Origin of the sequence: Rhizobium azibense (assembly GCF_004342325.1) — a bacterium.
GTDB lineage: Bacteria > Pseudomonadota > Alphaproteobacteria > Rhizobiales > Rhizobiaceae > Rhizobium > Rhizobium etli_B.
Window position 1 is genome coordinate 74,660 of the sequence record NZ_SMBJ01000009.1, and the last position, 24,175, is coordinate 98,834.

The 24,175-nt window shown below is 59.6% G+C and carries 24 protein-coding genes; 14 read left to right on the forward strand and 10 right to left on the reverse strand.

Features of this window, described 5'->3' with window-relative positions; genetic code table 11:
- The first annotated feature begins 17 nt into the window (after nt 1–17).
- Together EV130_RS22245 and EV130_RS22250 are read left to right on the forward strand one after the other, a co-directional pair.
- Nucleotides 18–707 (forward strand): GNAT family N-acetyltransferase, encoded by a 690-nt coding sequence (locus EV130_RS22245; RefSeq protein WP_132661418.1) that lies wholly within the window; start codon nt 18–20, stop codon nt 705–707.
- Nucleotides 704–910: a hypothetical protein gene (locus EV130_RS22250; protein WP_132661421.1), complete on the forward strand. Its 207-nt coding sequence runs from the start codon at nt 704–706 to the stop codon at nt 908–910. The genes EV130_RS22245 and EV130_RS22250 overlap by 4 nt, the downstream gene beginning before the upstream one ends.
- A 4-nt stretch (nt 911–914) precedes the next feature.
- Here EV130_RS22250 and EV130_RS22255 read toward each other — a convergent pair whose 3' ends face one another.
- From EV130_RS22255 to EV130_RS22265, 3 genes are all read right to left on the reverse strand, one after another.
- Complete coding sequence (locus EV130_RS22255; protein ID WP_132661424.1) at nt 915–1,988, reverse strand: nickel/cobalt transporter; 1,074 nt, start codon at nt 1,986–1,988, stop codon at nt 915–917.
- Nucleotides 1,982–2,623, reverse strand: coding sequence for a DUF1007 family protein (locus EV130_RS22260; protein WP_132661427.1), 642 nt, complete (start codon nt 2,621–2,623; stop codon nt 1,982–1,984). Before EV130_RS22260 ends, EV130_RS22255 begins: the two co-directional genes overlap by 7 nt.
- Before the next feature lie 101 nt (nt 2,624–2,724).
- Complete coding sequence (locus EV130_RS22265; protein WP_074062517.1) at nt 2,725–3,618, reverse strand: LysR family transcriptional regulator; 894 nt, start codon at nt 3,616–3,618, stop codon at nt 2,725–2,727.
- 524 nt (nt 3,619–4,142) lie between these two features.
- Here EV130_RS22265 and odc2 point away from each other — a divergent pair.
- Both odc2 and EV130_RS22275 read left to right on the forward strand, forming a co-directional pair.
- Complete coding sequence (odc2, locus tag EV130_RS22270; RefSeq protein WP_074062516.1) at nt 4,143–5,276, forward strand: ornithine/lysine decarboxylase; 1,134 nt, start codon at nt 4,143–4,145, stop codon at nt 5,274–5,276.
- Nucleotides 5,277–5,364: 88 nt separating this feature from the next.
- The gene (locus EV130_RS22275) at nt 5,365–5,955 is read left to right on the forward strand and encodes a GNAT family N-acetyltransferase (protein WP_074062515.1); all 591 of its coding nucleotides are present in this window, start codon (nt 5,365–5,367) and stop codon (nt 5,953–5,955) included.
- Nucleotides 5,956–5,994: 39 nt separating this feature from the next.
- Here EV130_RS22275 and EV130_RS22280 read toward each other — a convergent pair whose 3' ends face one another.
- Entirely contained in the window at nt 5,995–6,951 is a 957-nt protein-coding gene (locus EV130_RS22280; RefSeq protein ID WP_132661430.1) for an NAD-dependent epimerase/dehydratase family protein, read from the reverse strand.
- 151 nt (nt 6,952–7,102) lie between these two features.
- Between EV130_RS22280 and EV130_RS22285 the strand changes: the two genes are divergently transcribed.
- On the forward strand, nt 7,103–8,113 hold the full coding sequence (locus tag EV130_RS22285; RefSeq protein ID WP_074063332.1) for a serine hydrolase domain-containing protein: 1,011 nt from the start codon (nt 7,103–7,105) through the stop codon (nt 8,111–8,113).
- A gap of 53 nt (nt 8,114–8,166) precedes the next feature.
- Here the strand turns inward: EV130_RS22285 and EV130_RS22290 are convergent, their stop codons facing one another.
- From EV130_RS22290 to EV130_RS22300, 3 genes are all read right to left on the reverse strand, one after another.
- Nucleotides 8,167–9,156, reverse strand: coding sequence for a WD40 repeat domain-containing protein (locus EV130_RS22290; protein ID WP_132552490.1), 990 nt, complete (start codon nt 9,154–9,156; stop codon nt 8,167–8,169).
- A complete protein-coding gene (locus tag EV130_RS22295; protein ID WP_074063331.1) occupies nt 9,156–10,259 on the reverse strand; it encodes a CobW family GTP-binding protein in 1,104 nt (367 codons plus the stop codon). Before EV130_RS22295 ends, EV130_RS22290 begins: the two co-directional genes overlap by 1 nt.
- A gap of 124 nt (nt 10,260–10,383) precedes the next feature.
- Complete coding sequence (locus tag EV130_RS22300; RefSeq protein ID WP_132661433.1) at nt 10,384–11,175, reverse strand: creatininase family protein; 792 nt, start codon at nt 11,173–11,175, stop codon at nt 10,384–10,386.
- A gap of 87 nt (nt 11,176–11,262) precedes the next feature.
- Between EV130_RS22300 and EV130_RS22305 the strand changes: the two genes are divergently transcribed.
- From EV130_RS22305 to EV130_RS22315, 3 genes are all read left to right on the forward strand, one after another.
- Nucleotides 11,263–11,775: a MarR family winged helix-turn-helix transcriptional regulator gene (locus EV130_RS22305; RefSeq protein ID WP_074063329.1), complete on the forward strand. Its 513-nt coding sequence runs from the start codon at nt 11,263–11,265 to the stop codon at nt 11,773–11,775.
- A gap of 120 nt (nt 11,776–11,895) precedes the next feature.
- Nucleotides 11,896–12,918: a LacI family DNA-binding transcriptional regulator gene (locus EV130_RS22310; protein WP_022715909.1), complete on the forward strand. Its 1,023-nt coding sequence runs from the start codon at nt 11,896–11,898 to the stop codon at nt 12,916–12,918.
- A 16-nt stretch (nt 12,919–12,934) separates the two neighbouring features.
- Nucleotides 12,935–13,891 carry a 2-hydroxyacid dehydrogenase gene (locus EV130_RS22315; protein WP_132661436.1) on the forward strand — a complete coding sequence of 319 codons (957 nt, stop codon included), beginning with the start codon at nt 12,935–12,937 and terminating at the stop codon, nt 13,889–13,891.
- Nucleotides 13,892–14,293: 402 nt separating this feature from the next.
- Here EV130_RS22315 and EV130_RS22325 read toward each other — a convergent pair whose 3' ends face one another.
- Nucleotides 14,294–15,067, reverse strand: coding sequence for a gamma-glutamyl-gamma-aminobutyrate hydrolase family protein (locus EV130_RS22325; RefSeq protein ID WP_132661439.1), 774 nt, complete (start codon nt 15,065–15,067; stop codon nt 14,294–14,296).
- Between the two features lie 291 nt (nt 15,068–15,358).
- On the opposite strand from EV130_RS22325, the gene EV130_RS22330 reads away from it, so the two are divergent.
- Entirely contained in the window at nt 15,359–16,465 is a 1,107-nt protein-coding gene (locus tag EV130_RS22330) for a TRAP transporter substrate-binding protein (RefSeq protein ID WP_132552484.1), read from the forward strand.
- Between the two features lie 78 nt (nt 16,466–16,543).
- Here the strand turns inward: EV130_RS22330 and EV130_RS22335 are convergent, their stop codons facing one another.
- On the reverse strand, nt 16,544–18,103 hold the full coding sequence (locus tag EV130_RS22335; protein ID WP_132661442.1) for a TRAP transporter large permease: 1,560 nt from the start codon (nt 18,101–18,103) through the stop codon (nt 16,544–16,546).
- Nucleotides 18,104–18,124: 21 nt separating this feature from the next.
- Nucleotides 18,125–18,664, reverse strand: a complete 540-nt coding sequence (locus EV130_RS22340; protein WP_074062508.1) for a TRAP transporter small permease subunit — start codon at nt 18,662–18,664, stop codon at nt 18,125–18,127.
- 320 nt (nt 18,665–18,984) lie between these two features.
- On the opposite strand from EV130_RS22340, the gene EV130_RS22345 reads away from it, so the two are divergent.
- From EV130_RS22345 to EV130_RS22365, 5 genes are all read left to right on the forward strand, one after another.
- Nucleotides 18,985–21,288: a putative bifunctional diguanylate cyclase/phosphodiesterase gene (locus EV130_RS22345; RefSeq protein WP_074062507.1), complete on the forward strand. Its 2,304-nt coding sequence runs from the start codon at nt 18,985–18,987 to the stop codon at nt 21,286–21,288.
- Between the two features lie 142 nt (nt 21,289–21,430).
- A complete protein-coding gene (locus EV130_RS22350) occupies nt 21,431–22,183 on the forward strand; it encodes an N-acyl amino acid synthase FeeM domain-containing protein (RefSeq protein WP_132552482.1) in 753 nt (250 codons plus the stop codon).
- A gap of 118 nt (nt 22,184–22,301) precedes the next feature.
- On the forward strand, nt 22,302–22,526 hold the full coding sequence (locus EV130_RS22355) for an aa3-type cytochrome c oxidase subunit IV (protein WP_074062505.1): 225 nt from the start codon (nt 22,302–22,304) through the stop codon (nt 22,524–22,526).
- Nucleotides 22,527–22,625: 99 nt separating this feature from the next.
- Nucleotides 22,626–23,783, forward strand: coding sequence for a Re/Si-specific NAD(P)(+) transhydrogenase subunit alpha (locus EV130_RS22360; RefSeq protein ID WP_132661445.1), 1,158 nt, complete (start codon nt 22,626–22,628; stop codon nt 23,781–23,783).
- Nucleotides 23,773–24,171 carry a proton-translocating transhydrogenase family protein gene (locus tag EV130_RS22365; RefSeq protein WP_074062503.1) on the forward strand — a complete coding sequence of 133 codons (399 nt, stop codon included), beginning with the start codon at nt 23,773–23,775 and terminating at the stop codon, nt 24,169–24,171. The genes EV130_RS22360 and EV130_RS22365 overlap by 11 nt, the downstream gene beginning before the upstream one ends.
- The last annotated feature ends 4 nt before the right edge of the window (nt 24,172–24,175 follow it).

Sequence of the window (24,175 nt, forward strand, 5' to 3'; positions counted from 1 at the left end):
CGATGAGAGGAGTGAGCATGCGCGATCTATCGAATTTCAAGGTGCCGGCACCTGGTTACGTGACACTGAAGGGGCGCTACGTGACCGTCGAGCCCTATGTCCGGGCCGAGCATCTTCAGGCGCTCTGGGACGGACTGGGCGGCATGGGCATCAATCCGCTGCTTCTGTATTTCGCGCAGGACGACTTCACCGGCATCGCCGATTTTGCCAACTGGCTCGATAACGCCTGCAAGTCCGGCTGGCTCACTCACATCTTCCGCGACAACGCCACCGGCAGGATCGTCGGCATGGCCAATTATATGCGTGCCGACCCAGCCAACGGCGTCGTCGAGATCGGCGGGGTGGCGCACGGGCCGGATATGAAGCGTTCGCCGCTTTCCACCGAGGCCCATTACCTTTTGGCCAAGCATGTCTTCGAAGATCTCGGATACCGCCGCTACGAATGGAAGTGCGACAACAACAACGAAGCCAGCAAGACGACGGCCGCGCGCTACGGCTTCAAGTTCGAAGGTGTCTTTCGGCAGCATATGATCTCCAAGCGCCGCAACCGCGACACGGCCTGGTTCTCGATGATCGACAGCGAGTGGCCGCTGATCAGCGAGGCTTTCGAGACCTGGCTTTCGCCGGAGAACTTCGATGCCGAAGGCAAGCAGCGCCGGCGCCTGCAGGACATCCGTTCCGATCTTGAAAAGGAAAGGCTCGCATGAGCCCCGAAAGCCGCTCACAGGCGATCGCCGCCGCCACCATCCTCATTTGCGTGGGACTGGCCATCTATTTCCTGCCGACGCTCGTCCTTTGGATCGGCAACTATTCTCCCGTGCTTGCCGTCATTGCCGGCGCGGCGCTTCTGCTCGGCTTCTTCGCGATATTCTGGTTGAGGGCGCAGTATCAGCGAGGCAAGGGGAAGTAAGAGCCTACCCCTGAAGCGAGGCGCCCAGCAAAAGCACGCCCATGCAAATCACCAGGACGGCGCCCAGGATTTCGATCGCGTTGCCAATCCAGATCGATCTCGCTGAGCCACGGCCGCAGATGCCGACGGCGGTGCCCTTGGCGGCAACCGCAAGGATCGCGAGGATTGAGACCGTAATGGCCGTGCCAAGCGACATGGCGAGCACGGAAAGAATGCCGCCCAGATAAAGACCGTTCAGCAGCGAAAAGGTCATGACAAGCAGCGCGCCGGAGCAGGGGCGAAGACCGACGGCAACGATCGCTGACCAGGCTTCGCGGATGCTGAATTTGTCGCCGCCCAAAAGCGACGGGTCAGGTGCATGAGAGCGGCCGCAGGTTTCGCAGGCCATGCCGGAGATGAAGTTGTGCCCCGCCTTGCGTGCCTGCTTCTCGCCGAAGGCATAGGCTTGCCTGCGGCTTTCATTGTCCTTCCAGTCGAGCATCATGCTGACCGGGCCGGCCGATGTTTCCACGACTTCATGCTCTGGCAGGCCGCCGATCATCGAACGAAGTTTGCGCAAGAGAAGCCAGCTACCGAAGGCGATGACCATGATGAAGCTTGTGATCTCCATCGCATTCGTCGCCTGCGTCAGCGTAATGCCGCTCCCACGCAGAATGAGCCAGGCACCGCCCACCAGCGCCACTGCCATTGCACCTTGAATGAATGCCGAGATGAAGGAGATCACTACGCCGCGCTTCAGCTCGATTTCGTTGGCGATCATGTAGGAGGAGATCACCGCCTTGCCATGCCCGGGACCGGCCGCATGGAAGACGCCATAGGCGAAGGAAAGACCGATCAGCGACGCAAGCTGCCACGGGTCTTCACGCATTGCCTTCAGGGTGTCCGTCAGCGCGCGGTAGAAGGCCTGCTGTTCGTAATTGATGTAGGCGAGCAACGGCGCCAGCGGTCCGCCTGTCGGCTGGAAACTCGGCTCGGCAGTGCCAATCCCGAGCGGCGATTGGGCATGGGCCACGTTCATCAGCGCAAGCAGTGCGAGTGCGGCCATCGAAAGGAACAGCAAAGCGTTCCGTTTCAGCATGAAACCTCCAGCTTGGTGGCAAAGAGCTTGGACATGTCGGTGCCGGTCGGATCGTTGAAGAAGGCGTCGGTCAGCGACTGCTTGTTTTGAGATATCACCTGATCGGCGTCCGGCCGCAGCACATCATGCTTGCAGTTCTTGAAGCCGTCCCCGACCGTTGAAAGCTCCTTGTCCGTCGGAAAGTCGATCGAGGTGTAGAGCGTGGGGTCGTAGACGCCGAAGGTGAGCGTGCCCTTAAGCGGCATCTTCTGCGCGGGCTTTACAGCGAAGAACATCAGGAGCTGTCCTTCCTTGTAGTCGACGTGAATGATGTCCGGCTTCTGCACGGTCACGTTCTTTCCGTCGATCGTCAGATTCATGTAGTAGCCGTAGTCCGAGAGCGACTCGCGCACGGTATTGCCGACTTCGGCTAGCTCGTTCGGCTCCAGCTTCAGATCGGTGTTCTTGTCGAAATCCATGACGACGGAGGAGGAGAACACCTCGTCGAAACGCCACACGTTCCGCAACTCCTGAACGCTGCCGTCGGGCGCTGCCACGACTTCGAGCCGAGCTTCCACGAAAATGTGCGGATGTGCCGTGACCGCGGCCGGCGCAAGAAAGATCAGCGCGGCCATCAGGTAAGTGGAATTCTTCATGTGTCGGGTACCGCTCTGCCCAAATCGGTTGGTGTCTTCTTGCCGGAGAATGGGACGGAATTGGGACGGGCCTCAAGGCGGCAAAGTGAATCAGGCCGGCTTCAAGCCTGCTTCTTGAACCAAGCATGAAGGTAATCCACGAAAATGCGGACCTTTGCCGGCAGGTAGCGCCGATGCGGATAGACGGCATAAATCCCGCGATCGGTCGGTATGTAGTCGTTGAACAGGGTCACGAGCCGGCCGTCTTCGATCGGCTTACGAGCGATGAAGTCCGGAATGACCGCAATGCCGATGCCCGACAATGCCGCGCGCAATGTCGCATGCGGGCTGTTCACCTCGATCGGCCCGGAAACGGCGACAGCGAATGACGTGCTGTCGGGATTGTAGAATCGGACGCTTGCCTGCGTGCGCGAGTTCGTATCGACGATGAAGGGAACGTTGGAAATGTCGGTCGGATGTTCGAGGTTCGGATAGCGCTCGAGAAACTCCGGTGTGGCGCAGACGTGGACGCGGAAATCCGAGATCTTTCGCGCGATCATTCCCGAATCTTCAAGCTTGGTGACGCGAATCGCCAGGTCGAAACCTTCTTCGATCAGATCGACGAACCGGTCGTCTGCGGCGATTTCCAGCTGCAGATCGGGGTTCTCCTTGCAAAAATCGATCAGAGACTGACCGACATCGGCATCGACAAAGGTGCGCGGCACCGAGATCTTCAGCCGGCCCTTGAGTTGCGCGTTGTTCTCGCGGACCAGATCGGCGAGGTTGTCGATCTCCTTCAAAATGTCGGAGGCGGTGCGGTAGTAAGTATGCCCGGCCTCGGTCATCGAAAACTGCCGGGTGGTGCGATTGAGCAGCAGGGCACCCAACTCGTCTTCCAGCTCGCGCACATATTTGGAAAGCAGCGCCTTGGAGCGGCCCGTGCGCCGCGCTGCGGCGGAAAAACCTTCCGCTTCAACGACATCGATGAAGGCACGTATGCGCGTCAATGTGTCCATGGCCGTCTCCCGTTGTTGCGAAAGATTGAACAAATTGCGCGCGGTTGTTCAATTTATTTTTTTAGCGATCGGCAAAAAAATTCTTGATTATGACTGCGAATATTCTTATCTCGTCCTCAGCCCAAAGTCGCACGTGCCCATGGGTGTCCGCCGACCCTCGATTAGGTGAGGTCATCGGTAAGGTACCTGGAACTAACCCCTCCAGTCGCTATTCCGGCCAACCGGGAAATGCGAGGACGCCTAAGCAACGACGGTGCGGGCCTTTCTGGTGTCTTCCGGCTTTCCATCAGCCGGGGTTACTGAAGAGGCACACCTTCATTGCCGGAAGTGCGGTTGGGATTTTCCCTCCAATCCATGGCAGACAAAGCCGAACTATGCCGCTCTCGTGGCGTTGGTTCAATATTTGCGCATCGAGCGCTTGCTATGGTTCCGGGGTCTCCACCGGCTGGTACCAGTGCGAGCATTCGTATGCCCTTTGTCCTCCGGTTCTTGCCGGAGCTCTGGAATTGGAAGAGGGAATCGATATGACCACCCAGCGCATCCGCGACTTTCTCGCAACCCGACGCCCCGACGGTCCCTGCCTCGTGGTCGACCTCGACGTCGTGCGCGACAATTTCAACGCCTTCCGTCATGCGATGCCGGACAGCGCCATCTACTATGCCGTCAAGGCGAATCCGGCTCCGGAAGTGCTGAAGCTGCTGGCTTCCCTCGGCTCCAACTTCGATTGCGCCTCTGTCGCAGAAATCGAAATGGCACTCGATGCCGGTGCGACCGCTGCCCGCATTTCCTACGGCAATACGATCAAGAAGGAGCGCGATGTCGCACGCGCCTGTGCGCTCGGCGTCAGTCTCTTTGCGGTCGACAGCCACGAGGAAGTCGAAAAGATCTCGCGTGCCGCTCCCGGCGCCCGAGTGTTCTGCCGCGTTCTCACGGATGGTGAAGGCGCTGAATGGCCGCTGTCGCGCAAGTTCGGCTGCGTCCCGCAAATGGCTGTCGATGTACTTGTCTATGCCCATCAGCTTGGCCTCGAATCCTATGGCGTCTCGTTCCATGTCGGTTCGCAGATGACCAAGGTCGATGCCTGGGATTCGGCTCTTGCCGATGCCAAGCGCGTTTTCGTGCAGCTTGCCAAGCAGGGCATCCATCTGCAGATGGTCAACATGGGCGGCGGCTTCCCGACGAAATACCTCCGTGACGTTCCCACGGCCGAGGCATATGGCCGTTCGATCTACCAGAGCCTGCGCGATCATTTCGGCAACCAGATCCCGAAGACGATCATCGAGCCGGGCCGCGGCATGGTCGGCAATGCCGGCGTCATCAAGGCTGAAGTGGTGCTTGTCTCGAAGAAGTCGGACAACGACACGGCCCGCTGGGTTTTCCTCGACATCGGCAAGTTCGGCGGGCTCGCCGAAACGATGGACGAGGCCATCCGCTACCCGATCCGCACCGAACGCGACGGCGACAAGATGGAGCCCTGCGTCATCGCCGGCCCGACCTGCGATTCGGCCGACGTGCTCTACGAGAAGAACCTCTACCCGCTGCCGGTGAGCCTTACCATCGGCGACGAGGTTCTGATCGAAGGCACCGGTGCCTATACGACGACCTATTCGGCGGTTGCCTTTAATGGCTTTGAGCCGCTGAAGGCCTACGTCATCTGATCCAGCCGGCCCCGCAGCCAATCGGGGCGGCACCTTCACAATTTCCTTTCGACACCGTCTGAAACGGTTTTGAGTGCGGGAGGCCAAGATGGCCGCTGTTCTTGATTCTGTCCGCGCATTCTTTGCGCCCTCCGTCTTCACCATCGACTCCGAAAACCCGTCGGATGTCGTAGCGCGCGAGAACCTGCTCGATCGTGCCATGGGTCCGAACCGCCGCAAGAAGTCGTCGGAGAAGATCCGGCGTGGCCGCATCCCGGCAGAAGGCTTGGCACTGGTCGCGCGTGACCGTGACGGCCATGTCATCGGCACCGTCCGCCTCTGGAACATCGAAGCTGGCGTCAACGCCGAGGCAAGCCCGGTCAATGCGCTGCTGCTCGGCCCTTTGGCCGTCGATCCGACCTTTGAAAGCAAGGGCGTAGGTTCGGCGCTGATGCGCGCGGCGATTCTCGAAGCCAAGAACAAAGGACATGGCGCGATCCTGCTCGTCGGCGACGCTGCCTATTACGAGCGCTTCGGCTTCTTTGCCGAGAAGGCTTGCCATCTCGTCATGCCAGGCCCGTTCGAACGTTCGCGCTTCCTGGCGCTCGAGTTGACGGAAGGCTGGCTTGACGGTGCAGCCGGCATGGTTGTTCCCTCGGGGCGCATGCTTGCAAAAACGCCTCTTTGGAAGGCGGCCTGACGGATCAAGCCTCTCGCTGAAACCAGAGGGGTTTATCCTTTAGGCGCTGATGCGCCCTTGCGCGATGAGCCACTGGACCGATTCCTGCACAGCCTGGAGGGAACTGTGGCGCGGCGTGAACTCCAGCAGGCGCCTTGCCTTCTCCATTGAGCAATTCGGGCTTCGGGCGATGTGCTCGAATGTCGCCCTTGCGTCCTCGGCGCTTTCCGTCTTCGACCAGTCGTCATAGGGGAAGAAGGCAAGCTTCGGTTCATGCCCGAACCAGCGAAACATCGCTTCGGCATACCCTCTCAACGTCAGTGCCTGGTCCGAAACCGCGTGGAAGCTTTCTCCGGTCGAGGCGTGCCAATTGCTGATTGCTGCCATGAACATGGCTGCCACATCGTCGGCGTGAACGTGATGAACGGTCTCCAGTCCGAGGTTCGGCAATCTCAGCATCTCGCCGCGCGCAATCGTCGAAAACACAGAAATGTTGAAATGTCCGGCGGGGTTGAGTGGAGGCCAGCCCGGTCCAACGATATGGCCGGGATGGATGAGGGTTGCAGGAAAGGCCCGCCTGCGTGCCGCGCCCAGAAGATAGTCCTCGATTGCCTTCTTCTGCTCGCCGTAGTTTCCAAAGGGCGTCTTGGGCGCATCCTCACGCGTCGGAACCAAAATGGAATGGCCGTGCGTCCAGATGGTGCCTGTGTGCAGAAAATGGCCGACATGGCCGTCCAACACTTCCGCCAGATGGCGAGCGCTCTCCAACGTGAAACAGATCATGTCGATGACGATGTCGGGCCTCAGTGCGCGGACGGCGGGGCCGAAGCTGCCTTCCTCCTCCATCTGCGCCCTATCCATCTGCTGGCGTTCGACACACTGCCATGTTGCGTGGGAACAGTATGGCTTTCCTTTGCCGCGGCTGATTGCAACCACGTCATGCCCCGCCTCGACGAGACGCGGGACGAGATATGTGCCGACGTGGCCGGTTGCTCCGATCACGATTACGCGTGCCATCGTCTTACGCTCCTGGCCGTGTGTTGAGCTGGTCGGGCCAAATGTTGGGCGGCCGGCCGATTGGGCAAGCAAGGATCATAAACTTTCACGTCCGCGTGAATCGGCTCTTCGGACGGATGAATTCTGCCCCGGTTTGCGCTAGCTCATGGCGATGACCAGAGCCTTCTTCATATTCTTGGTGCTTCTTCTTTCCGCCGCGCCGGCCCCAGCCCAGCAGGAAAATGATCGCCTTGCGTCGCTGCTCGACGATATCGCTTCCCGAGAGGAACTGAAATCGCTGAAAACCATCATCATCTCACGTGACGGAAAGATCCTGGCCGAGCGAGGCTATCGCGGACATACAGCGTCGGAATCGACCAATATCAAGTCTGCCTCGAAAGCGATCATCTCCGCCCTGGTCGGCATCGCCGTCAGCAAGGGTGTGCTTGCAGGACCCGATCAGAAGATTGCGCCGATCCTGAAGGCGGATCTGCCGCAATCGCCCGATCCGCGGCTGAACGAGATCACCGTCGGAAACCTGCTGTCGATGCAGGCAGGTCTGGGCCGCATGTCGGGAGCAAACTACGGACGCTGGGTTGCGAGCCGAAACTGGGTGCGTTTTGCACTCTCGCAACCCTTCGACGACGAGCCTGGTGGCCGAATGCTGTACTCGACCGCCTCGACCCATCTCCTGTCAGCAATCCTGACGAAGGAATCCGGCAAGACAACCCTTGCCCTGGCACGGGAATGGCTCGGGCCAGTCGAAGGGTTTCGGATAGGCGCCTGGGAGCGCGACCCACAGGGCATCTATCTCGGCGGAAACCAGATGGCCATGAGCGCCCGCTCGTTGCTTGCGTTCGGCGAGCTCTATCGCAACGGCGGCAGGACGCCAAAGGGGCGACAGGTCGTTCCTCGAGAGTGGATTGCCGCGTCCTGGCAGCCGCGCACCACCTCGCGCTTCTCGGGCGATGCCTATGGCTACGGATGGTTTGAACGCAATGTGGGCGGCGAGGACGTGCATTTCGCGTGGGGCTACGGTGGGCAGATGCTCTACATCGTGCCGTCGCTCAATCTGACCGTGGTGATGACCTCGCAGGAAAGCGGGCCATCCGCCCGCAACGGCTATCGCGACGCCTTGCATGGCGTCCTCGGCGAGATTATCGAAAAAGCCCGGATATCGTGACCGGAAGGGATGGCGAAGGCACTTGGCCATCACCATCGAAGGAATTTGAGCGGTCAGGCCGAGATATCGACGACGCCGCAGTCACCTGCTTCCGAGGCGAAGGCGAGTAGCTTGCCGTTCTTGTTCCAGCTCATCGCGGTGATAGCGCCCTTTCCGGGGCGGCGGATCAGCGCCTCTTTACTGTCTGCAATACGCACAGCAAGAATCATGCCGTCGATGAAGCCGATTGCAAGGATGTCTTCAGCCGGATGGAACTTGACCGAGGTCGCCATGATGTTGGCGCGCGTGCCGAGCTCCAACGGCGCCTTGCCCATCGGACCGTCCTTGCCCTGGAAAGGCCAGACGATCGCTGCCGGCGCGCCAGATGAGGCAAGCCACTTGCCCTTGGCCGACCAGGAGAGCGACTTCACCTTGGCCGGATAGCCGGTCATGCGCATGTGACGCGCCTCAGCGCCAGGCTTGGCGTCAAGCTTCCAGCCGTGCAGGGCGTTTTCCTGCATGGTCGTCACCAGAAAATTGCCGTCGGGCGAGAATGTGACGCCGGTATGTGCGCCCTTCCACTCCAGATCGACCGGCTTTGCGTTCATGCCAACCCAGTGCAGCGACACGCCGTTGTAGCGCGCTGCAGCGATGCGCAGTCCCTTCGGTGCAAAGGCAAGGCCTTCGACAGTCCGCTCCTCGGTGAATTCCTTGGCGTCGCCAGTCGAAAGACGAACGAAGGCGCTCTTTCCATAGGCATAGGCGACGGCACCTTGCGGGCCGGCGGCCACTTGCGAAATCCATTTGCGCGGCGCGCTGGCGATCTCGCTGACGCTGGCGTCGGCTGCAATGCGCAACACCTTGCCGTCTTCGCCGCCCGAAATCAGGCTTTCGCTATAGGGATCGCGGATGCAGGTGAGCATGCCCTGATGGGCTTCGCAAACCTTCTCGCCGCCATCCAGCCGGTGAAGCGTGCCGGCGGCATTCGCGAAAAAGGGGACATCACCTAAAAATTCGACGGCCAGGATGTGGCCGTCGAGATCAAGCGGGGCAACTGTCGGCATCAGGCCGCGGCCTCGCACGCCTTGAAGGAGGCTTCAAGCTTTTCGCGGTCGAGTTCGCGGCCGATGAAGACCAGGCGCGTCTCGTGCTTTTCGCCATCCTTCCAAGGACGCTGGTGATCGCCTTCGACGATCATGTGCACGCCCTGGACGACATAACGCTCGGCATCGTCCTTGAAGGCGATGATGCCCTTAAGGCGCAGGATGTTTGGACCCTGCGTCTGGGTGATCTTCTGGATCCAGGGGAAGAAGCGCTCGGGGTTCATCTCGCCGCCGCGGAGCGACACTGACTGCACCGTCACGTCGTGGATCGGCGACACCCGGCCGTGATGATGATGGCCATGGTCGTGATCATGGTGGTGGTGGTCATGGTCGTGGTCATGCGCATGGTGATGGTGGTCGTGATCACAATCGGGGCCACAGACGTGATCGTCGTGATCCTGCTCCAGGAAGTGCGGGTCGTTTTCCAGCGCGCGTTCAAGGTTGAAAGCGCCCTGATCAAGCACGCGGGCGAGATCGACGCCGGAGCGGCTCGTCTTGTAGACGCGAGCCGACGGATTGATAGCGCGGACGATGTCCTCGATCTGCGCCAGTTCTTCCGGCGAGACGAGATCAGTCTTGTTGATGAGGACGACATCGGCAAAGGCGATCTGATCTTCGGCCTCGCGGCTGTCCTTGAGGCGAAGCGGCAGGTGCTTGGCATCCACAAGGGCGACGACGGCGTCGAGTTCCGTCTTGGCGCGCACGTCGTCGTCCATGAAGAAGGTCTGGGCGACCGGCACCGGATCGGCAAGTCCGGTCGTCTCGACGATGATGCCGTCGAAGCGTCCGGGGCGGCGCATCAGGCCCTCGACGACGCGGATCAGGTCGCCGCGCACAGTACAGCAGACGCAGCCGTTGTTCATCTCGTAGATCTCCTCATCCGACTCGACGATCAGGTCGTTGTCGATGCCGATCTCGCCGAATTCGTTGACGATGACCGCGTATTTCTTGCCGTGGTTTTCGGTCAGGATGCGGTTAAGCAGCGTCGTCTTGCCGGCGCCGAGATAGCCGGTGAGCACGGTGACGGGGATGGGCTTCTGCTGAGTCAAAATTGCGTCGGTCATGAGAACCTCGAAGAATGGGCTTGCCGCCGAGGGGGCTTTCAACGGTCGGTTCCATATAAGGATTTGGACGCGTCAGTTCAAAGGTTTTTATAATGTTATAAGATCACATCGCCGTCGGATTTGCCTATGTGAATTCGGATGTGTCGAACGCATCCACATCCTGCAGCAGTTCCATCAGCCCCTTCACCGCATGGCCGACCAGCGCCTCGCCCTTCTCGACGGTTGCGGCCGCGGCGTTTCCGGCCGCGCCCTGGATGTTCAGATCGAACATCTTCCAGCCGAAGGCGTGCGGCCCGTAGGCCCGTAGATGTTTGAATCGCCTGGCAAATTCCAGCTGCCGTGAAGCGAAGTTCTGAGCCCTGGACATGGCGACCCTACCGGGATGCAGCGCCAGCATGACCGAGGTTTCGATATCGCCGCCGTGGATGTCGATCGCCTTGTTTTCAGCTGAAATCACCTCATCCGGCACGCCAAAGCGGGTCCAACCGGTCGCAACGGCCAACATGTTGAACTTCACCCGCGCCTCGGTCGCGACGATTGTCATCAGCGGTGAATTGCCGCCGTGGGCGTTCAACATCACCAGTTTTCGGCAGCCGATATCGCTAAGCATCCGGGCGATTGCGAGCCAGCGGTCGATCGCTTCGTTATAGGTCAGCGTCTTCGTACCTTCGACGTCGCTGTGTTCGATCGAATAACCGACCGGTTCTGTGGGCAAGAAGGTGACCGGCAATGTGGGGGGCAGGGCAGCCTTTAGCCGTTCGACGATGCCTTCGGCAATCAAGGTGTCGGTTTCGAAAGGAAGATGCGGGCCGTGCTGCTCATGCGCGCCGAGCGGCAGAACGGCGATCCAGTTGCGGCGGTCTTCGGCCGAAAGTGCGGCATCGTTGTCTGCGAAGTTCCGGGCAGGCGCTGTCATCCGGTTTCAATGCCCCTTGTTTATGACGTGAACCTGCGCAATGTCATAACGCAGCGTTGTCACGGCTTAAAGATCAAAGGGATGGCGATGGGGAAGAAGCACAAAGACGGCAAGAAGAACAAGTCCAGGAAAAAGGACCAGACCGAATATACGCTTGCCGATCTGTCGCCGGCTTTGACGCAGGCTGCGCGTTCCATGCGCACGGTGCTTTCCCGTAATCTGCTTGAAAGCGGGCTTTACGCCGGCCAGGACGGCGTCATTCTTTCGCTTGCTGAAACCGACGGGATGACGGCAGGCGGGCTTGCGCAGAAACTTGGCGTCAAGGCACCGACCATGACCCGTACCATCGGCCGCATGGAAGCCCAGGGCTTTTTGGAGCGCAAGCCGGATGCGGAAGATGCGCGGCTGACGAAGGTCTACCTTACCGAACTCGGACGCGGCAGCGTGAAGGCGATCGAGATGGCGGCATCGGCCTGCGATCGGACGGCTACGCTCGATTTTTCGGAGAAAGATATCCGCAACCTCGTGCGCCTTCTAAAGGCGATCGACAACAACCTCCAGGCCGAAGCAGTGCCGTTCGAAGAAGCCGACGAAATTTGACGGGCGATTAAAATTCGGTTTGCCTCCCTGCGTTTAATCTTTTAATTAAACATTTTAAGGGGCGCTCTCTTACGGTTTGCGATGCGCTCCACCATCTCGCGCGTTGCCTGGGGAGGATGCGTGGCTCAAAAGATAAAACTTTCGACAATTGCCGAAACACTCGGCATTTCAACGGCAACGGTATCGCTTGCCTTGCGCGACAGCCCTCTCGTTGCGGGCAATACGCGAGAAAAAATCAAGGAACAGGCGCGCGCGCTCGGCTATATCTATAACCGCCGGGCCGCAAGCCTGCGCACGTCTCGCTCGGGCATTGTCGGCGTCGTCGTGCACGACATCATGAACCCGTTCTACGGCGAAATCCTGAAGGCGATCGAGAGCGAGCTCGATCGCAGCCGTCATACATTCATCCTGTCCAACCACTATGATTCGGTCGAGAAGCAGCGCACCTTCATCGAGACGCTGCTGCAGCTCGGCGGCGATGGCGTCATCATGTCGCCCGCAATCGGCACGCCGCCGGAAGACATGCAGCTTGCCGAGGCCAACGGCATGCCGGCAATCCTTGTCGCTCGCTCGATGGAGGGGATGGACCTGCCGACCTATCGCGGCGACGACAGCTATGGCATCTCGCTTGCCACCAATCACCTGATCGGGCTCGGGCACCGCTCGATCGCCATGATCGGCGGAACGGATCAGACCTCGACCGGCCGCGACCGCTATCAAGGCTATGTCAATGCGCTGCGCAAGGCGGAGATCGAAGTCGATCCCAACCTGCGCATTCCCGGTCCGCGCTCGATGCAGGGCGGGTTCGAAGCGGCTGTGCATTTCCTGTCTCTGCCACAAAAGCCTTCGGCCGCCGTCTGCTGGAACGATCTCGTTGCCATCGGCCTCATGAACGGCATTGCCCGTGCCGGTCTTGTGCCGGGCAAGGACATTTCCGTGACCGGTTATGACGATCTCGAGGAAGCCTCGCTCTCGACACCGGCGCTGACCACGGTCTGGAATGGGCAGGCTGAAGTCGGCCGCCTTGCCGCCCGGGCCCTTCTCGATCGCTTGGCCGGCAGTCACGAGCCGGACGGCATCCACTTGATCAAGCCCGAGATGCGCATCCGCCAGTCGACAAGCCCTTACAGACCCCGCCAGTAAGACAAGAGGAAAAGCCATGTCCCGCATTGCCATTCTCGTGCCCGGGAAGATACACGAGCGTGTTCTTGCGACCTTGAATGATCGTTTCGATGTTGTCGCGGTCGACAAAGACGAGACGTTGAAACTCGACGCTACAACCGCAAACCGTATTCGCGGCGCAGCTGTTAGCGGCGCGTTTGCCGCAAGGTGGATGGATCAACTGCCCAACCTTGAGGTGATCGCGAGCTTCGGCGTCGGCTATGACGCCGTGGACGTCAGGCATGCTGCGGAAAAAGGAATCGTCGTTACCAACACGCCGGATGTATTGAACGACGAGGTCGCCGATACGGCGATCGGCCTTTTGCTCAATACCGTCCGCGAGCTGCCGCGAGCCGAGAACTGGCTGCGTGAGGGCCACTGGACGATGGGTTCGGCCTATCCATTGTCGCGCTTTTCCTTGAAGGGACGGCATGTCGGTCTTTACGGTCTCGGCCGTATCGGCCAAGAGATCGCCAAGCGCCTCGAACCGTTCAAGGTGAAAATCAGTTATCACACGCGCACGATCCATCCCGATATCGCCTATGATTACCACCCGACGCTGAAAGGTCTCGCCGACGCTGTCGATACGCTTATTGCGATCGTTCCGAAGACGCCTCACACCCACAAGACGATCGATGCGGAGATCCTTTCTGCACTTGGCCCCGACGGCATCCTGATCAATGTCGGCCGGGGCTGGACTGTGGATGAAGCAGCGCTCGTTTCGGCGCTGAAGAGCGGCGCACTCGGTGCTGCGGGCCTCGATGTCTTCTACGGTGAGCCGGTGGTCCCGGCGGAACTCTTCGCCTTGCCGAATGCGGTGCTGCTGCCGCACGTCGCCTCCGCCTCGATCCCGACGCGCAACGCGATGGCCGATCTCGTTGCCGGCAATCTCATCGGTTGGTTCGAGGAGGGCAGGCCGCTAACTCCGGTGCCGGAGACGCCTTTGGCAAGGTAAAAGGCTCAGTCAACGATCGCGCCGCGCCATAACGACGTCATGGATTTCCTCGCCGTCGTCAATCCCGCCCGGAATTTGCAAGCTTTGGCTGGGTTCTGCGCGCTTACGGCAAACCATTGATCGTGGCGCGGTGGGCGATCTTGCTTGATTGCTGTCGCATCGGGCCCACATGCCAACCGGTTTTCCTCGCTAAAATGCGACGAACACGGCATTGTTCGCGCGAGGCGGTGACGCCATCCATCGTTTGTCAGGCTCTCCCGATCGGCGGCGGTGCTCGCATATGACGCGGGCTCGGCCTGCATTGCCGAAAGCCCCGATTTCCTCAGGGCCGAGAAGCCGTAGGTTGATCTGCCCGCCGTGAGCTGCTGTCGATACCTGTCGTTTGTCGTGCAACCGAAGCGCCTAAGCCTTAACCGTCATGGAGACAACCTTGGTCTTCGCATATTGCCGTGCCGCATCACCGAAGGCTGCAAAGATCTGGTTCGACGGCTTGTCGGTTTCGGCCCAGTATTCCGGATGCCACTGCACGCCGACGGCAAAGGCTTTGGCGTCGATGACGGAAACGGCTTCGATCGTCCCGTCTTCCGCGATCGCCTCCACCTGTAGGCGGGGCGCCGTCTTGGCGATTGCCTGACGGTGCAGCGAGTTCACCAGGACTTCGCCTGGACCGATGATGCGGGCGATGCAGGAGCCCTCCTTGACGAAAACGCTTTGGCGGATAGCGTACATGCCGTCGCGATCGACATCGGCCGGCTTTCTGTGGTCCCAGATGCCCTCCTGCTCGTGGATTTCACTGGCAAGGGAACCGCCGAGCGCGACGTTCAGCTCCTGTATGCCGCGGCAGATCGCCAGGAGCGGGATGGCTCGGTCGATTGCACGGCGGATGAGGGGTATGGCCGTTGCGTCACGGGCGGGGTCGAAGGGGCCATCGCTCTCGCGAGCCTCGGCACCGTAGAGCGATGGGTGGACGTTGCTCGCAGAACCGGAAACCAGCAGGCCATCCACTCGGTCAAGGATCTGGTCCGTTTCATAGCCCTTCTCGAAGGCAGGAATGATGAAGGCCATGACGCCTGCAGCGTTGAGCGCCGCGCGTACATATTGATGCTGGACGGCATGCCAGTCGGCGCCATCGAGGGTGCGGGTATCGGCAGGAACGGCGACGATCGGCTTCATCATTTTTCGTCCGGTAAGCTCTCGTTTTTTCTATTGTGAGAACCGAGATCGGTCTCAAGTCAACTTCTCGGCGCAATGGCGGGCCAAATTGCGGCCGATCTGCTCCATTCAAGCATCAAGACCATGCTAAACTCCTGATTTTCGATGGAAACGCGACATTCGCCAAATTGCTGCCCTGATGCCAAAGTCTGATCGACAAAAGCTTGAAACCCGGACTGCCACATGCTTAGCTCGCCTCATTGCTGCGGGCAAGGATGTAATTTCCGCGCATGCCATCTATACGGGAGGTTTTTGATGGATCGTCGTTCGTTTATTAAGAAGGCCGGAACCGCGGGGGCAGGTGCCGTTGCCGCAAGCGCACTCGCCGCCCCGGCGATCGCGCAGGAGAATCCGAAAATTTCCTGGCGCATGACTTCTTCGTTCCCGAAGAGCCTGGACACGATCTTTGGAGGTGCGGAAGATATCGCCAAGCAGGTTTCCGACGCGACCGACGGTGCCTTCAAGATCCAGCCTTTCGCAGCCGGTGAAATCGTGCCCGGCCTGCAGGCGGCCGACGCCGTCAGTTCGGGTACCGTCGAATGCTGCCATACCTGCTCGTACTATTTCGTCGGCAAGGATCCGACCTATGCAATCGGCACGGCCATTCCGTTTGGCCTCAACGCACGTCTCACCAATGCCTGGTTCTTCGAGGGCAATGGCATCAACCTGATGAACGAATTTTATGCCACGCAGGGCATGTTCGGCCTTCCCGCCGGCAATACCGGCGTGCAGATGGGTGGCTGGTTCCGTAAGGAAATCAATACTCTGGACGACCTGAAGGGCGTCAAGATGCGTATTGCCGGACTTGCCGGGCGCGTGATGGAAAAGCTCGGCGTCATCCCGCAGCAGATTGCCGGCGGCGACATCTATCCGGCGCTTGAAAAGGGCACGATCGATGCGTCCGAGTGGGTCGGTCCCTATGACGACTTGAAGCTTGGCCTGCACAAAGTCGCCAAGTACTACTACTATCCGGGCTTTTGGGAAGGCGGTCCGGCGATCCACGCTTTCTTCAATCTCGAAAAGTGGAACAATCTGCCGAAGCACTACCAGACAATCCTCGCCGACGCCTGCACCTATTCCAATACCAGGATGATGGCGAAATACGATATGAAGAACCCTTCAGCGCTGAAGCAGCTTGTCGCCGAAGGTGCGACGCTGCGCCCCTTCAGCCAGGAAATTCTGGAAGCCGCGTTCCAGGCTTCATCTGGTCTTTACAGCCAGCTCTCGGCTTCCAACCCATCTTTCAAGAAGATCTATGACGACCAGACCGCATTCAAGCGCGATGCTTACCTGTGGATGCAGCTTTCGGAATATACCTTTGACACCTTCATGATGATCCAGCAGCGATCGGGCAAGCTCTAGGCGGCTCGAAACCCTTCTGCACCTTCATCGCATCGCCAACAGAAGCCCCGATGGAAATCGGGGCTTCTTCATTTGCATTCAGTTTATCTTTGGAGGTTGGCTGAGATCGGGTGGAGGTGCTGGTTGTGCCGGATTGGCCGGCGCAGGCATCGCAGGGGCTGGCTGCTGACCGGGCAGACCGTTCAGTGGCGGCAGGGTGAGACCCGGGATCTGTGGTGTGCCGCCGCCGCCAGGGGCGGGCGGCAGCGAGAGTTGGTTGCCGCCGAAGCCCGGTATTTCGATCTTGATCGTGTTGAGGTCCACGGCCGGACCCTTGTTCAGCCAGTAGGTCACCGATTGCGGCCAGAATATCACGATCGCGACGAGGATGAGCTGCATGACGACCCATGGGATCGCGCCCATGTAGATATCCCGTGTCTTCACGTCACGGCTGGCGATGGAGCGCAGATAGAACAGCGCGAAGCCGAAGGGCGGGTGCATGAAGCTCGTCTGCATGTTCACGCAGATCAGCACGCCAAACCAGATCAGATCGATACCGAGCGCCGAAGCGACGGGCGCCAGCATCGGGATGACGATGAAGGCGATTTCGAAGAAATCGAGGAAGAAGGCGAGGACGAAGATGAAGAGGTTGACGAAGATCAGGAATCCGACCGGCCCGCCCGGGATGCCCGACAACATGTGCTCGATCCAGCGCGAACCATCCATTCCTTGAAAAACGAGGCTGAAGCAGGTCGAGCCGATCAGGATCATCACCACCATCGAGGTGATATGCATCGTCGAAGTCATGGCTTCGCGAACCAGCGGCCAGGTCAGGCGGCGGTGGAGCGCTGCAAGCATCATCGCGCCCACGACGCCCAGGGCGCCGGCTTCCGTTGGCGTTGCAAGCCCCATGAAGATCGTGCCGAGCACGAGGAAGATGAGGATAATGGAGGGCACCATGCCGGCCAGCACCTTCATCAGCAGTGCCCAGTTGAACTCGCCGCGCACATCCTTCGGCAGCGGCGGCATCAAGCCTGGCCGGACGATGGACAGGAACAGGATGAAGCCAAGGAAGATCGCGACTTGCAGGATCGAAGGGCCGATGGCGCCGAGATACATGTCACCGACCGATCTGCCGAGCTGGTCGGCGAGAACGACGAGCACGAGGGAGGGCGGGATGACCTGGGTGATCGTGCCCGACGCGGCGATGACGCCGGTCGCCAGGCGCGGGTTGTAGCCGTAGCGCAGCATGATCGGCAACGAAATCACGCCCATGGTGATGACCGATGCCGCAACCGTCCCGGTGATGGCGCCGAGAACAGCGCCGACGAGGATGACGGCATAGGCAAGACCGCCAGGAACGGCGCCGAAGAGCTTGCCGGTTCCCTCGAGAAGATCCTCAGCCAGACCACACCTTTCCAGAATGGCGCCCATGAAGGTGAAGAAGGGTATGGCGAGCAGCAGGTCGTTGGAAACGATGCCGAAGATGCGAAGGGGCAGGGCCTGCAGGAAGGCCTCGCTGAAATGGCCGGTTGCTATGCCGATGACGCCGAAGAACAGGCCGACGGAGGCGAGCGAAAAGGCCACCGGAAAGCCGTAGAGCATGAAGATGACCATGCCCAGAAACATCGCCGGCGGAATGATACCGAAGTCAAACAAGTCCGTTCCTCCCGGAGAGCCTTATTGCAGGGGCTTTTCGTATTTCGTTTCGAGCTGGATGTAGCCGCTCACCGCGGCGATCCTCTTGATGAGTTCCGAAATACCCTGCAGCACCAGGAGTGCGAAACCTGCAAAAAGAACAAGCTTGACCGGCCAGCGGATGAGCCCTCCGGCATTGGCGGATACTTCGCCCTGTTGGAAGGCGATCACGAAATAGGGCCAGCAAAGGTAAGCCAGGAAGGAGCAGGCCGGAATCAGGAAGACGATCAAACCGATGATATCGATCCAGATTCTGGCCCTGTCGGAAACCGAACCGTATATGAGGTCGACGCGCACGTGCTCATTGTTGCGCAGCGTATGAGCTGCCCCGAGCACGACGACGTAGGCGAAGAGATACCATTGGATCTCCAGCCAACCGTTCGAGCTGTAATTGAAAAGATAGCGGACGATTGCATTGCCGGCGCTGATGAAGCAGCACACAAGCACCATGTAATCCGCGATTCTCCCGATGAATTGGCTGACGCTGTCGATCAGCCGGCTGACGCTTAGGAACGCCGGCATGCCTTTCCCCTTACTCTGCCTTTGCGGCAAGTTCTCCCTTTTGAAATTTGTGTAAACTACGGTCCGCGAAATTGAAAGAATAAACGGCCGTATAGGATTTTAGTCGTAGACTTCGGATGCGACGGTTAAGATGCATCCTGTACAATAAGCAACTTAGGCGTGGATCATTTTTCCACAAACTTCACTTATTGGCTGTGAAATTCCGCATTGATCTTCAAACTCTCTCTTGGGTTTTAGAAAAAACAACCAAATAGATAGGCTCCAGGCAATCAAATTTTAAAAGGTTCCCCGTATCATCCCGGCGCACAGGGAAAGTATGGATGAAACCACATAACCCGAACAGGGTCCCTATCGACGTGTATCTGTCGTTTGTGAGTTCTCTTTCGGGGAACCGCATGACGCTGCTCGCCGGCGTCGTCGTGCATGTCGCAACTTTCCTGGCGGTTGCAGCCAAAACACAGTCTTTTGTCTATGTTCTGCTGTCGGCAGCCGCCCTGCTGGTCTTTTGCGTGCGCATGATCACCTTCCGGCGCTTCGACCGCGTGGAGAAAGAGAAACTGTCGCGCGCCGGAATCGAGCGCTGGGAGCGGGTCCTGGTTGCCGGCGCCGCCTGCACGACAGCCATCCTCGGCATCGGCAGCGGCTATGCCATCTTCGTCGTGCATGATTCCTTCGCCGAGCTTGCCTGCATTTCCGTCACCATGGCGACCATGGTTTCCGTCGTCGGCCGCAATTACGGCTCGCGGCTGGCAGTTGACCTGCAGACTTTCTCCTGCTGCCTGCCGATGATCGTCGGCAGCCTGATGGCGCTGGATTTCTATCGCGGCATCCTCTCCATCTTCCTCATTCCCTTTTGGCTGACAACGCGGGCGATGGCGAACGGTGTGCGCGAGTTTCTTTATGAGAATGTCATCGCTCACCGGCAGATCTCGCTGATTGCCGATCGTTTCGATACAGCGCTCAACAATATGCCGCACGGTCTCGTGATGGTCGATGCGTCGAACCGCATCCAGGTGATCAACCGGAAGGCCTGCGAGCTTCTCAAGATCGGCGAACCGGACCGTTTGAAAGATCGCGACCTCGGTGCCGTGCTGCGCTACGGCGCGCGCTACAGCTTCATGGATGCCTCGCAGCCGGAATTGATTCTGCGGCAGCTGACACAGGTTGCCGAGGAGGGCCTGTCGCGCACCCTGATCCATTTTCCTGAGAGCCTGTCGCTGGAATTTTCCGCGAAGCGTCGTGCCGACGGCGGCGCAGTTTTGATCTTCGAGGATGTGTCGAGCCGCGTCAAGGCGGAGCAGAAGATCCTGCATATGGTTCGCTTCGATGCGCTGACCGGACTGCCGAACCGCGAATATTTCGGTCATCTCGTAAAGGAATATATCGAGCGTCATCCGAAAAGGCGTGGGCCGCTTGGCTTCATGGTCCTCGACATCGACGAGTTCAAGCACGTCAACGACATGCGCGGCCACATCACCGGCGATCACCTGCTCTGCGCAATTGCCGCGCGGCTCAAGGACGAAGCAGGCAATGCCATCGTCGGACGCCTCATGGGCGACCAGTTCGTCATCTTCTTCCCGCATGCCAGGAACAACGAAGCGCTCGATGCCGAAATCCGCCGGATGCATGGCGACGTTCAGGGCAATTACGCAGTGGACGAGGTCACCTTCCTTGTGTCGCTCAGCGCCGGCTACGCAATCCTCGAAAGCAATGCATTTGCAATGGAGGAGTGGAGCATCAAGGCAGACCTCGCCCTTTTTGAAAGCAAGTCACGACTGCGCGGCGGCATCACCGGCTTCGAGCACGAAATGGATGGACGCTACATCGAGCAGCAGAAGCTGAAGGCGGACTTGCGCGAGGCGGTGGCTGCGGGCGCGCTCAGCGTTGCGTTTCAACCGATGTTCAAAGCCGATGGGGCACGCATCGAATGCGCCGAGGCGCTGGCGCGCTGGGTCCACCCGGAAAAAGGCGCCATTCCGCCGGACGTTTTCATCCGCCTCGCCGAAGAGATGGGCATCATATCGGACATCACGCGGTTCATCCTTTTCAAGGCCTGCAGCGAATGCATGACCTGGCCCGACCACATTGCGATTTCGGTCAATCTCTCGGCACGCGACCTGCGTGACAACGATATCCTCGCCGTCGTTTCGGAAGCGCTTTCGACATCGGGCCTCAAGGCGTCGCGGCTGCATCTGGAAATTACGGAAAGCTGTCTCATCGACGAGCCTGCGGCGGTGCGCGCCATCCTCGCGGAGTTGCGCTCCCACGGCATCACCATAGCGATCGACGACTTCGGCACGGGCTTCTCCAGCCTTAGCTACCTCGACACGCTGCCGCTCGACATCGTCAAGATCGATCGCTCCTTCGTTCGCAATATCGCCGAAGACACGCGCCGCCTGAAGCTTTTGTGCGGTACTGTCAATCTCGCCCGCGAGCTTGGCCTGAAGATCGTCATCGAAGGTGTGGAAACTGTCGAGCAACTGGCATTGCTCAACAAGCATCGCAGTGCAGATCTGGTGCAGGGATATGTCTTTTCTCCGCCCGTCCCCTCAAAGGAGATCGGCATCCTTTCGCAAGCGCTCAGCCGCCGCGTCACCCAGCGCCGCCGCAGCAAGGTTGCCTGATTGGGGAATTGGCGCCATCGAAGCAAGGTCATTAATCCGCGGCCGTTAACCTTAATAATTCAAATACGTCAAAAATTTTTGATAATTCTTGCTCTTTGCGCGCCCAGATATGATTAATGACCCGTTAACGGCGGGAACATCAATGGCGTCAATCCCTTTGAATACAAGTGACTTTTCAAGAAAGCTTCTCGAAATTCTGGACCATGTCGAATATCGCCGCATCGAAAGCAGCGAGGATATGGAGGATGTGGAACGGTTGCGCTGGAAGGCCTATAAGGCCCATGATGTGCTGGCGCTCGCCCCAAAAGGGCTGTTGGACGATACCGATTTCGATAGCCATGCTTATGTCTTCGGTCTCTACTATTACGGCGAACTGGTCAGCACGGTCCGCCTTCACTATGTTACGCCGGACCATCGCGTCAGTCAGTCGGCGGGCGCCTTTCCCGAGGCGATCGATTCGCTTCTCGATGCAGGGCTGACCTTGATCGATCCGGCGCGCTTTGCCGCCGATCCGGAACTGACCGCCGACCTGTCGTGGATTCCCTATCTGACGCTGAGGCCGAGCATCGTTGCGGCCGCGCATTTCCGTGCCGACCGCGTTCTCCAGTTCTGCCGGCCTCCGCATGCCGCCTTCTACAAGCGGGTTTTTTACGCAGATACCATCGTGCCGGGCCGGCTGGCGAAGAACTACGGAATCGACATGACGCTGATGGCGACGAATGTGATCGAGGTTGGCCGAAAGCTTCTGACGCGCTACCCATTCTTTATTTCCAGCGCCAGCGAACAGCGCATGATGTTTTCCCGTGGCCCCGAAAGCAGGCTGCCATCGCTCACCATCATCCCGACCGCTCGCTTCGTGCCCGAAGGCCAGTTCGGCACCGATCTGCCGCTCTGAGGCCCGCGTTCTTGAAATGCCGCAGCGCTTGCCGGTGCGGCATTCTCATGCATTGCGCTTTTCGAAGGCTTTGTGTAAGCCCTCAATGGGATCATGGCATTCAGGGAGACGAAATTTCATGGCCGAAGAACACAACGGACCCGTCGAAGTCGGCGCGCCGATGGACTACAAGGAACATGAACAGACCTACAATCTGTTCATTTCGGCTGCGAAATACGGAACGATGTTCCTCATCGCCTTGCTGCTTGGCATGACAGCCGGTTTTTTCACCAGCAGCGGCTTTCTCGGCGGCCTCCTGGTTTTTCTCGTCATCTTCGTTGCCGGCATCGTGCTGCTGCGCTGATCGCCAGCAGGCGAGGAGCGGCATTTCCGATCTTTCGAATAGGTGCTTGGCCTGAGCGGTGAGCCCGCGGCGGTTTGGCTGACCCAGAGGAGGGGGCAGTTGGGCAATATCGTATTCATCACAAAAGAATCGGTCGGTTCGGAGACGCGCGTTGCAGCGTCTGCCGAAACTGTGAAGAAGATGAGGAACCTCGGCTTCGACATCGTGGTTGAGGCAGGTGCTGGCGTTTTGTCGCGCATGCCGGACAGCGAGTTCGAAGCTGCAGGGGCCCGGATCGGCTCGGCCGGCGATGCGGCAACCGCCGATGTGGTGCTGAAAGTACGCCGCCCGACGGAGGCGGAGATTGCCGGCTACAAGAGCGGCGCTGTCGTCATCGCAATCATGGATCCCTACGGTAACGACGAGGCGATTGCCGCCATGGCGAAGGCGGGGCTATCGGCCTTCGCCATGGAACTCATGCCGCGCATCACCCGCGCGCAGTCCATGGATGTTCTTTCCTCCCAGGCAAATCTCGCGGGTTATCAAGCCGTCATCGAAGCGGCGTCCGTCTATGATCGAGCCCTGCCGATGATGATGACGGCGGCGGGTACCGTCCCGGCCGCCAAGGTCTTCGTAATGGGTGCAGGCGTGGCAGGCCTCCAGGCGATTGCAACGGCGCGCCGCCTCGGCGCTGCGGTCTCGGCCACCGACGTTCGCCCCGCCGCCAAGGAGCAGGTCGCCTCGCTCGGCGCCAAATTCATCGCCGTCGAAGACGAGGAGTTCAAGGCAGCGGAGACGGCAGGCGGCTACGCCAAGGAAATGTCAAAGGAGTACCAGGCGAAGCAGGCAGCCCTCGTTGCCGAGCATATCGCCAAGCAGGACATCGTCATCACCACGGCACTGATCCCCGGACGCCCTGCGCCGAAGCTCGTATCGCGCCAGATGCTGGCTTCGATGAAGCCAGGCGCTGTCGCCGTCGATCTTGCGGTCGAGCGTGGCGGCAATATCGAGGGCGTGGTTGCAGACGAGGTCGCCGAGGTCGAAGACGTCAAGGTGATCGGCTTTGCCAACCTGCCGGGCCGGGTCGCCGCCAGCGCTTCGGCGCTTTATGCCAAGAACCTCGTCACCTTCCTCGAGACCATGCTCAACAAGGAGACGAAGAGCGTCGTCCTCAACCTCGACGACGAACTCATCAAAGCGACCATGCTGACCTATGCAGGCGATGTCGTGCATCCGGCATTCGGCGGGACGAAGAAGGGGATAGCCGATGGCCAGTGAAGCAATGGACAGGGCGCTGGAGCAGCTTGACCAGGCGGTCAACGCAGTCGTGGCGGCGGCCGCGCAGGCACCGGATGCGGCAGGTGCTGTAACGGGCGGGGCGATCGATCCCTTTGTCTTCCAGTTCGCGATCTTCGTGCTGGCGATCTTCGTCGGCTATTACGTCGTCTGGTCGGTGACGCCGGCGCTGCATACACCGCTGATGGCCGTCACCAACGCCATCTCTTCGGTCATCGTCGTCGGCGCGCTGCTTGCAGTCGGCATCTCGGCAAGCGGGCTTGCGACCGGTTTCGGCTTCGTCGCGCTCGTTCTCGTGTCGGTCAACATCTTCGGCGGTTTCCTCGTCACGCAGCGCATGCTGGCGATGTACCGCAAGAAGGACAAGTGAGGCG

What these genes read in the sequence shown, in the direction of transcription:
- EV130_RS22365 (WP_074062503.1), top strand. Translation starts at nt 23,773, where the DNA reads ATGGCCAGTGAAGCAATGGACAGGGCGCTGGAGCAGCTTGACCAGGCG.
- EV130_RS22315 (WP_132661436.1), top strand. Translation starts at nt 12,935, where the DNA reads ATGTCCCGCATTGCCATTCTCGTGCCCGGGAAGATACACGAGCGTGTT.
- EV130_RS22250 (WP_132661421.1), top strand. Translation starts at nt 704, where the DNA reads ATGAGCCCCGAAAGCCGCTCACAGGCGATCGCCGCCGCCACCATCCTC.
- EV130_RS22255 (WP_132661424.1), bottom strand. Translation starts at nt 1,988, where the DNA reads ATGCTGAAACGGAACGCTTTGCTGTTCCTTTCGATGGCCGCACTCGCA.
- EV130_RS22305 (WP_074063329.1), top strand. Translation starts at nt 11,263, where the DNA reads ATGGGGAAGAAGCACAAAGACGGCAAGAAGAACAAGTCCAGGAAAAAG.
- EV130_RS22275 (WP_074062515.1), top strand. Translation starts at nt 5,365, where the DNA reads ATGGCCGCTGTTCTTGATTCTGTCCGCGCATTCTTTGCGCCCTCCGTC.
- EV130_RS22285 (WP_074063332.1), top strand. Translation starts at nt 7,103, where the DNA reads ATGACCAGAGCCTTCTTCATATTCTTGGTGCTTCTTCTTTCCGCCGCG.
- EV130_RS22325 (WP_132661439.1), bottom strand. Translation starts at nt 15,067, where the DNA reads ATGATGAAGCCGATCGTCGCCGTTCCTGCCGATACCCGCACCCTCGAT.
- EV130_RS22290 (WP_132552490.1), bottom strand. Translation starts at nt 9,156, where the DNA reads ATGCCGACAGTTGCCCCGCTTGATCTCGACGGCCACATCCTGGCCGTC.
- EV130_RS22260 (WP_132661427.1), bottom strand. Translation starts at nt 2,623, where the DNA reads ATGAAGAATTCCACTTACCTGATGGCCGCGCTGATCTTTCTTGCGCCG.
- EV130_RS22265 (WP_074062517.1), bottom strand. Translation starts at nt 3,618, where the DNA reads ATGGACACATTGACGCGCATACGTGCCTTCATCGATGTCGTTGAAGCG.
- EV130_RS22330 (WP_132552484.1), top strand. Translation starts at nt 15,359, where the DNA reads ATGGATCGTCGTTCGTTTATTAAGAAGGCCGGAACCGCGGGGGCAGGT.
- EV130_RS22280 (WP_132661430.1), bottom strand. Translation starts at nt 6,951, where the DNA reads ATGGCACGCGTAATCGTGATCGGAGCAACCGGCCACGTCGGCACATAT.
- EV130_RS22350 (WP_132552482.1), top strand. Translation starts at nt 21,431, where the DNA reads ATGGCGTCAATCCCTTTGAATACAAGTGACTTTTCAAGAAAGCTTCTC.
- EV130_RS22300 (WP_132661433.1), bottom strand. Translation starts at nt 11,175, where the DNA reads ATGACAGCGCCTGCCCGGAACTTCGCAGACAACGATGCCGCACTTTCG.
- EV130_RS22295 (WP_074063331.1), bottom strand. Translation starts at nt 10,259, where the DNA reads ATGACCGACGCAATTTTGACTCAGCAGAAGCCCATCCCCGTCACCGTG.
- odc2 (WP_074062516.1), top strand. Translation starts at nt 4,143, where the DNA reads ATGACCACCCAGCGCATCCGCGACTTTCTCGCAACCCGACGCCCCGAC.
- EV130_RS22355 (WP_074062505.1), top strand. Translation starts at nt 22,302, where the DNA reads ATGGCCGAAGAACACAACGGACCCGTCGAAGTCGGCGCGCCGATGGAC.
- EV130_RS22245 (WP_132661418.1), top strand. Translation starts at nt 18, where the DNA reads ATGCGCGATCTATCGAATTTCAAGGTGCCGGCACCTGGTTACGTGACA.
- EV130_RS22345 (WP_074062507.1), top strand. Translation starts at nt 18,985, where the DNA reads ATGAAACCACATAACCCGAACAGGGTCCCTATCGACGTGTATCTGTCG.
- EV130_RS22340 (WP_074062508.1), bottom strand. Translation starts at nt 18,664, where the DNA reads ATGCCGGCGTTCCTAAGCGTCAGCCGGCTGATCGACAGCGTCAGCCAA.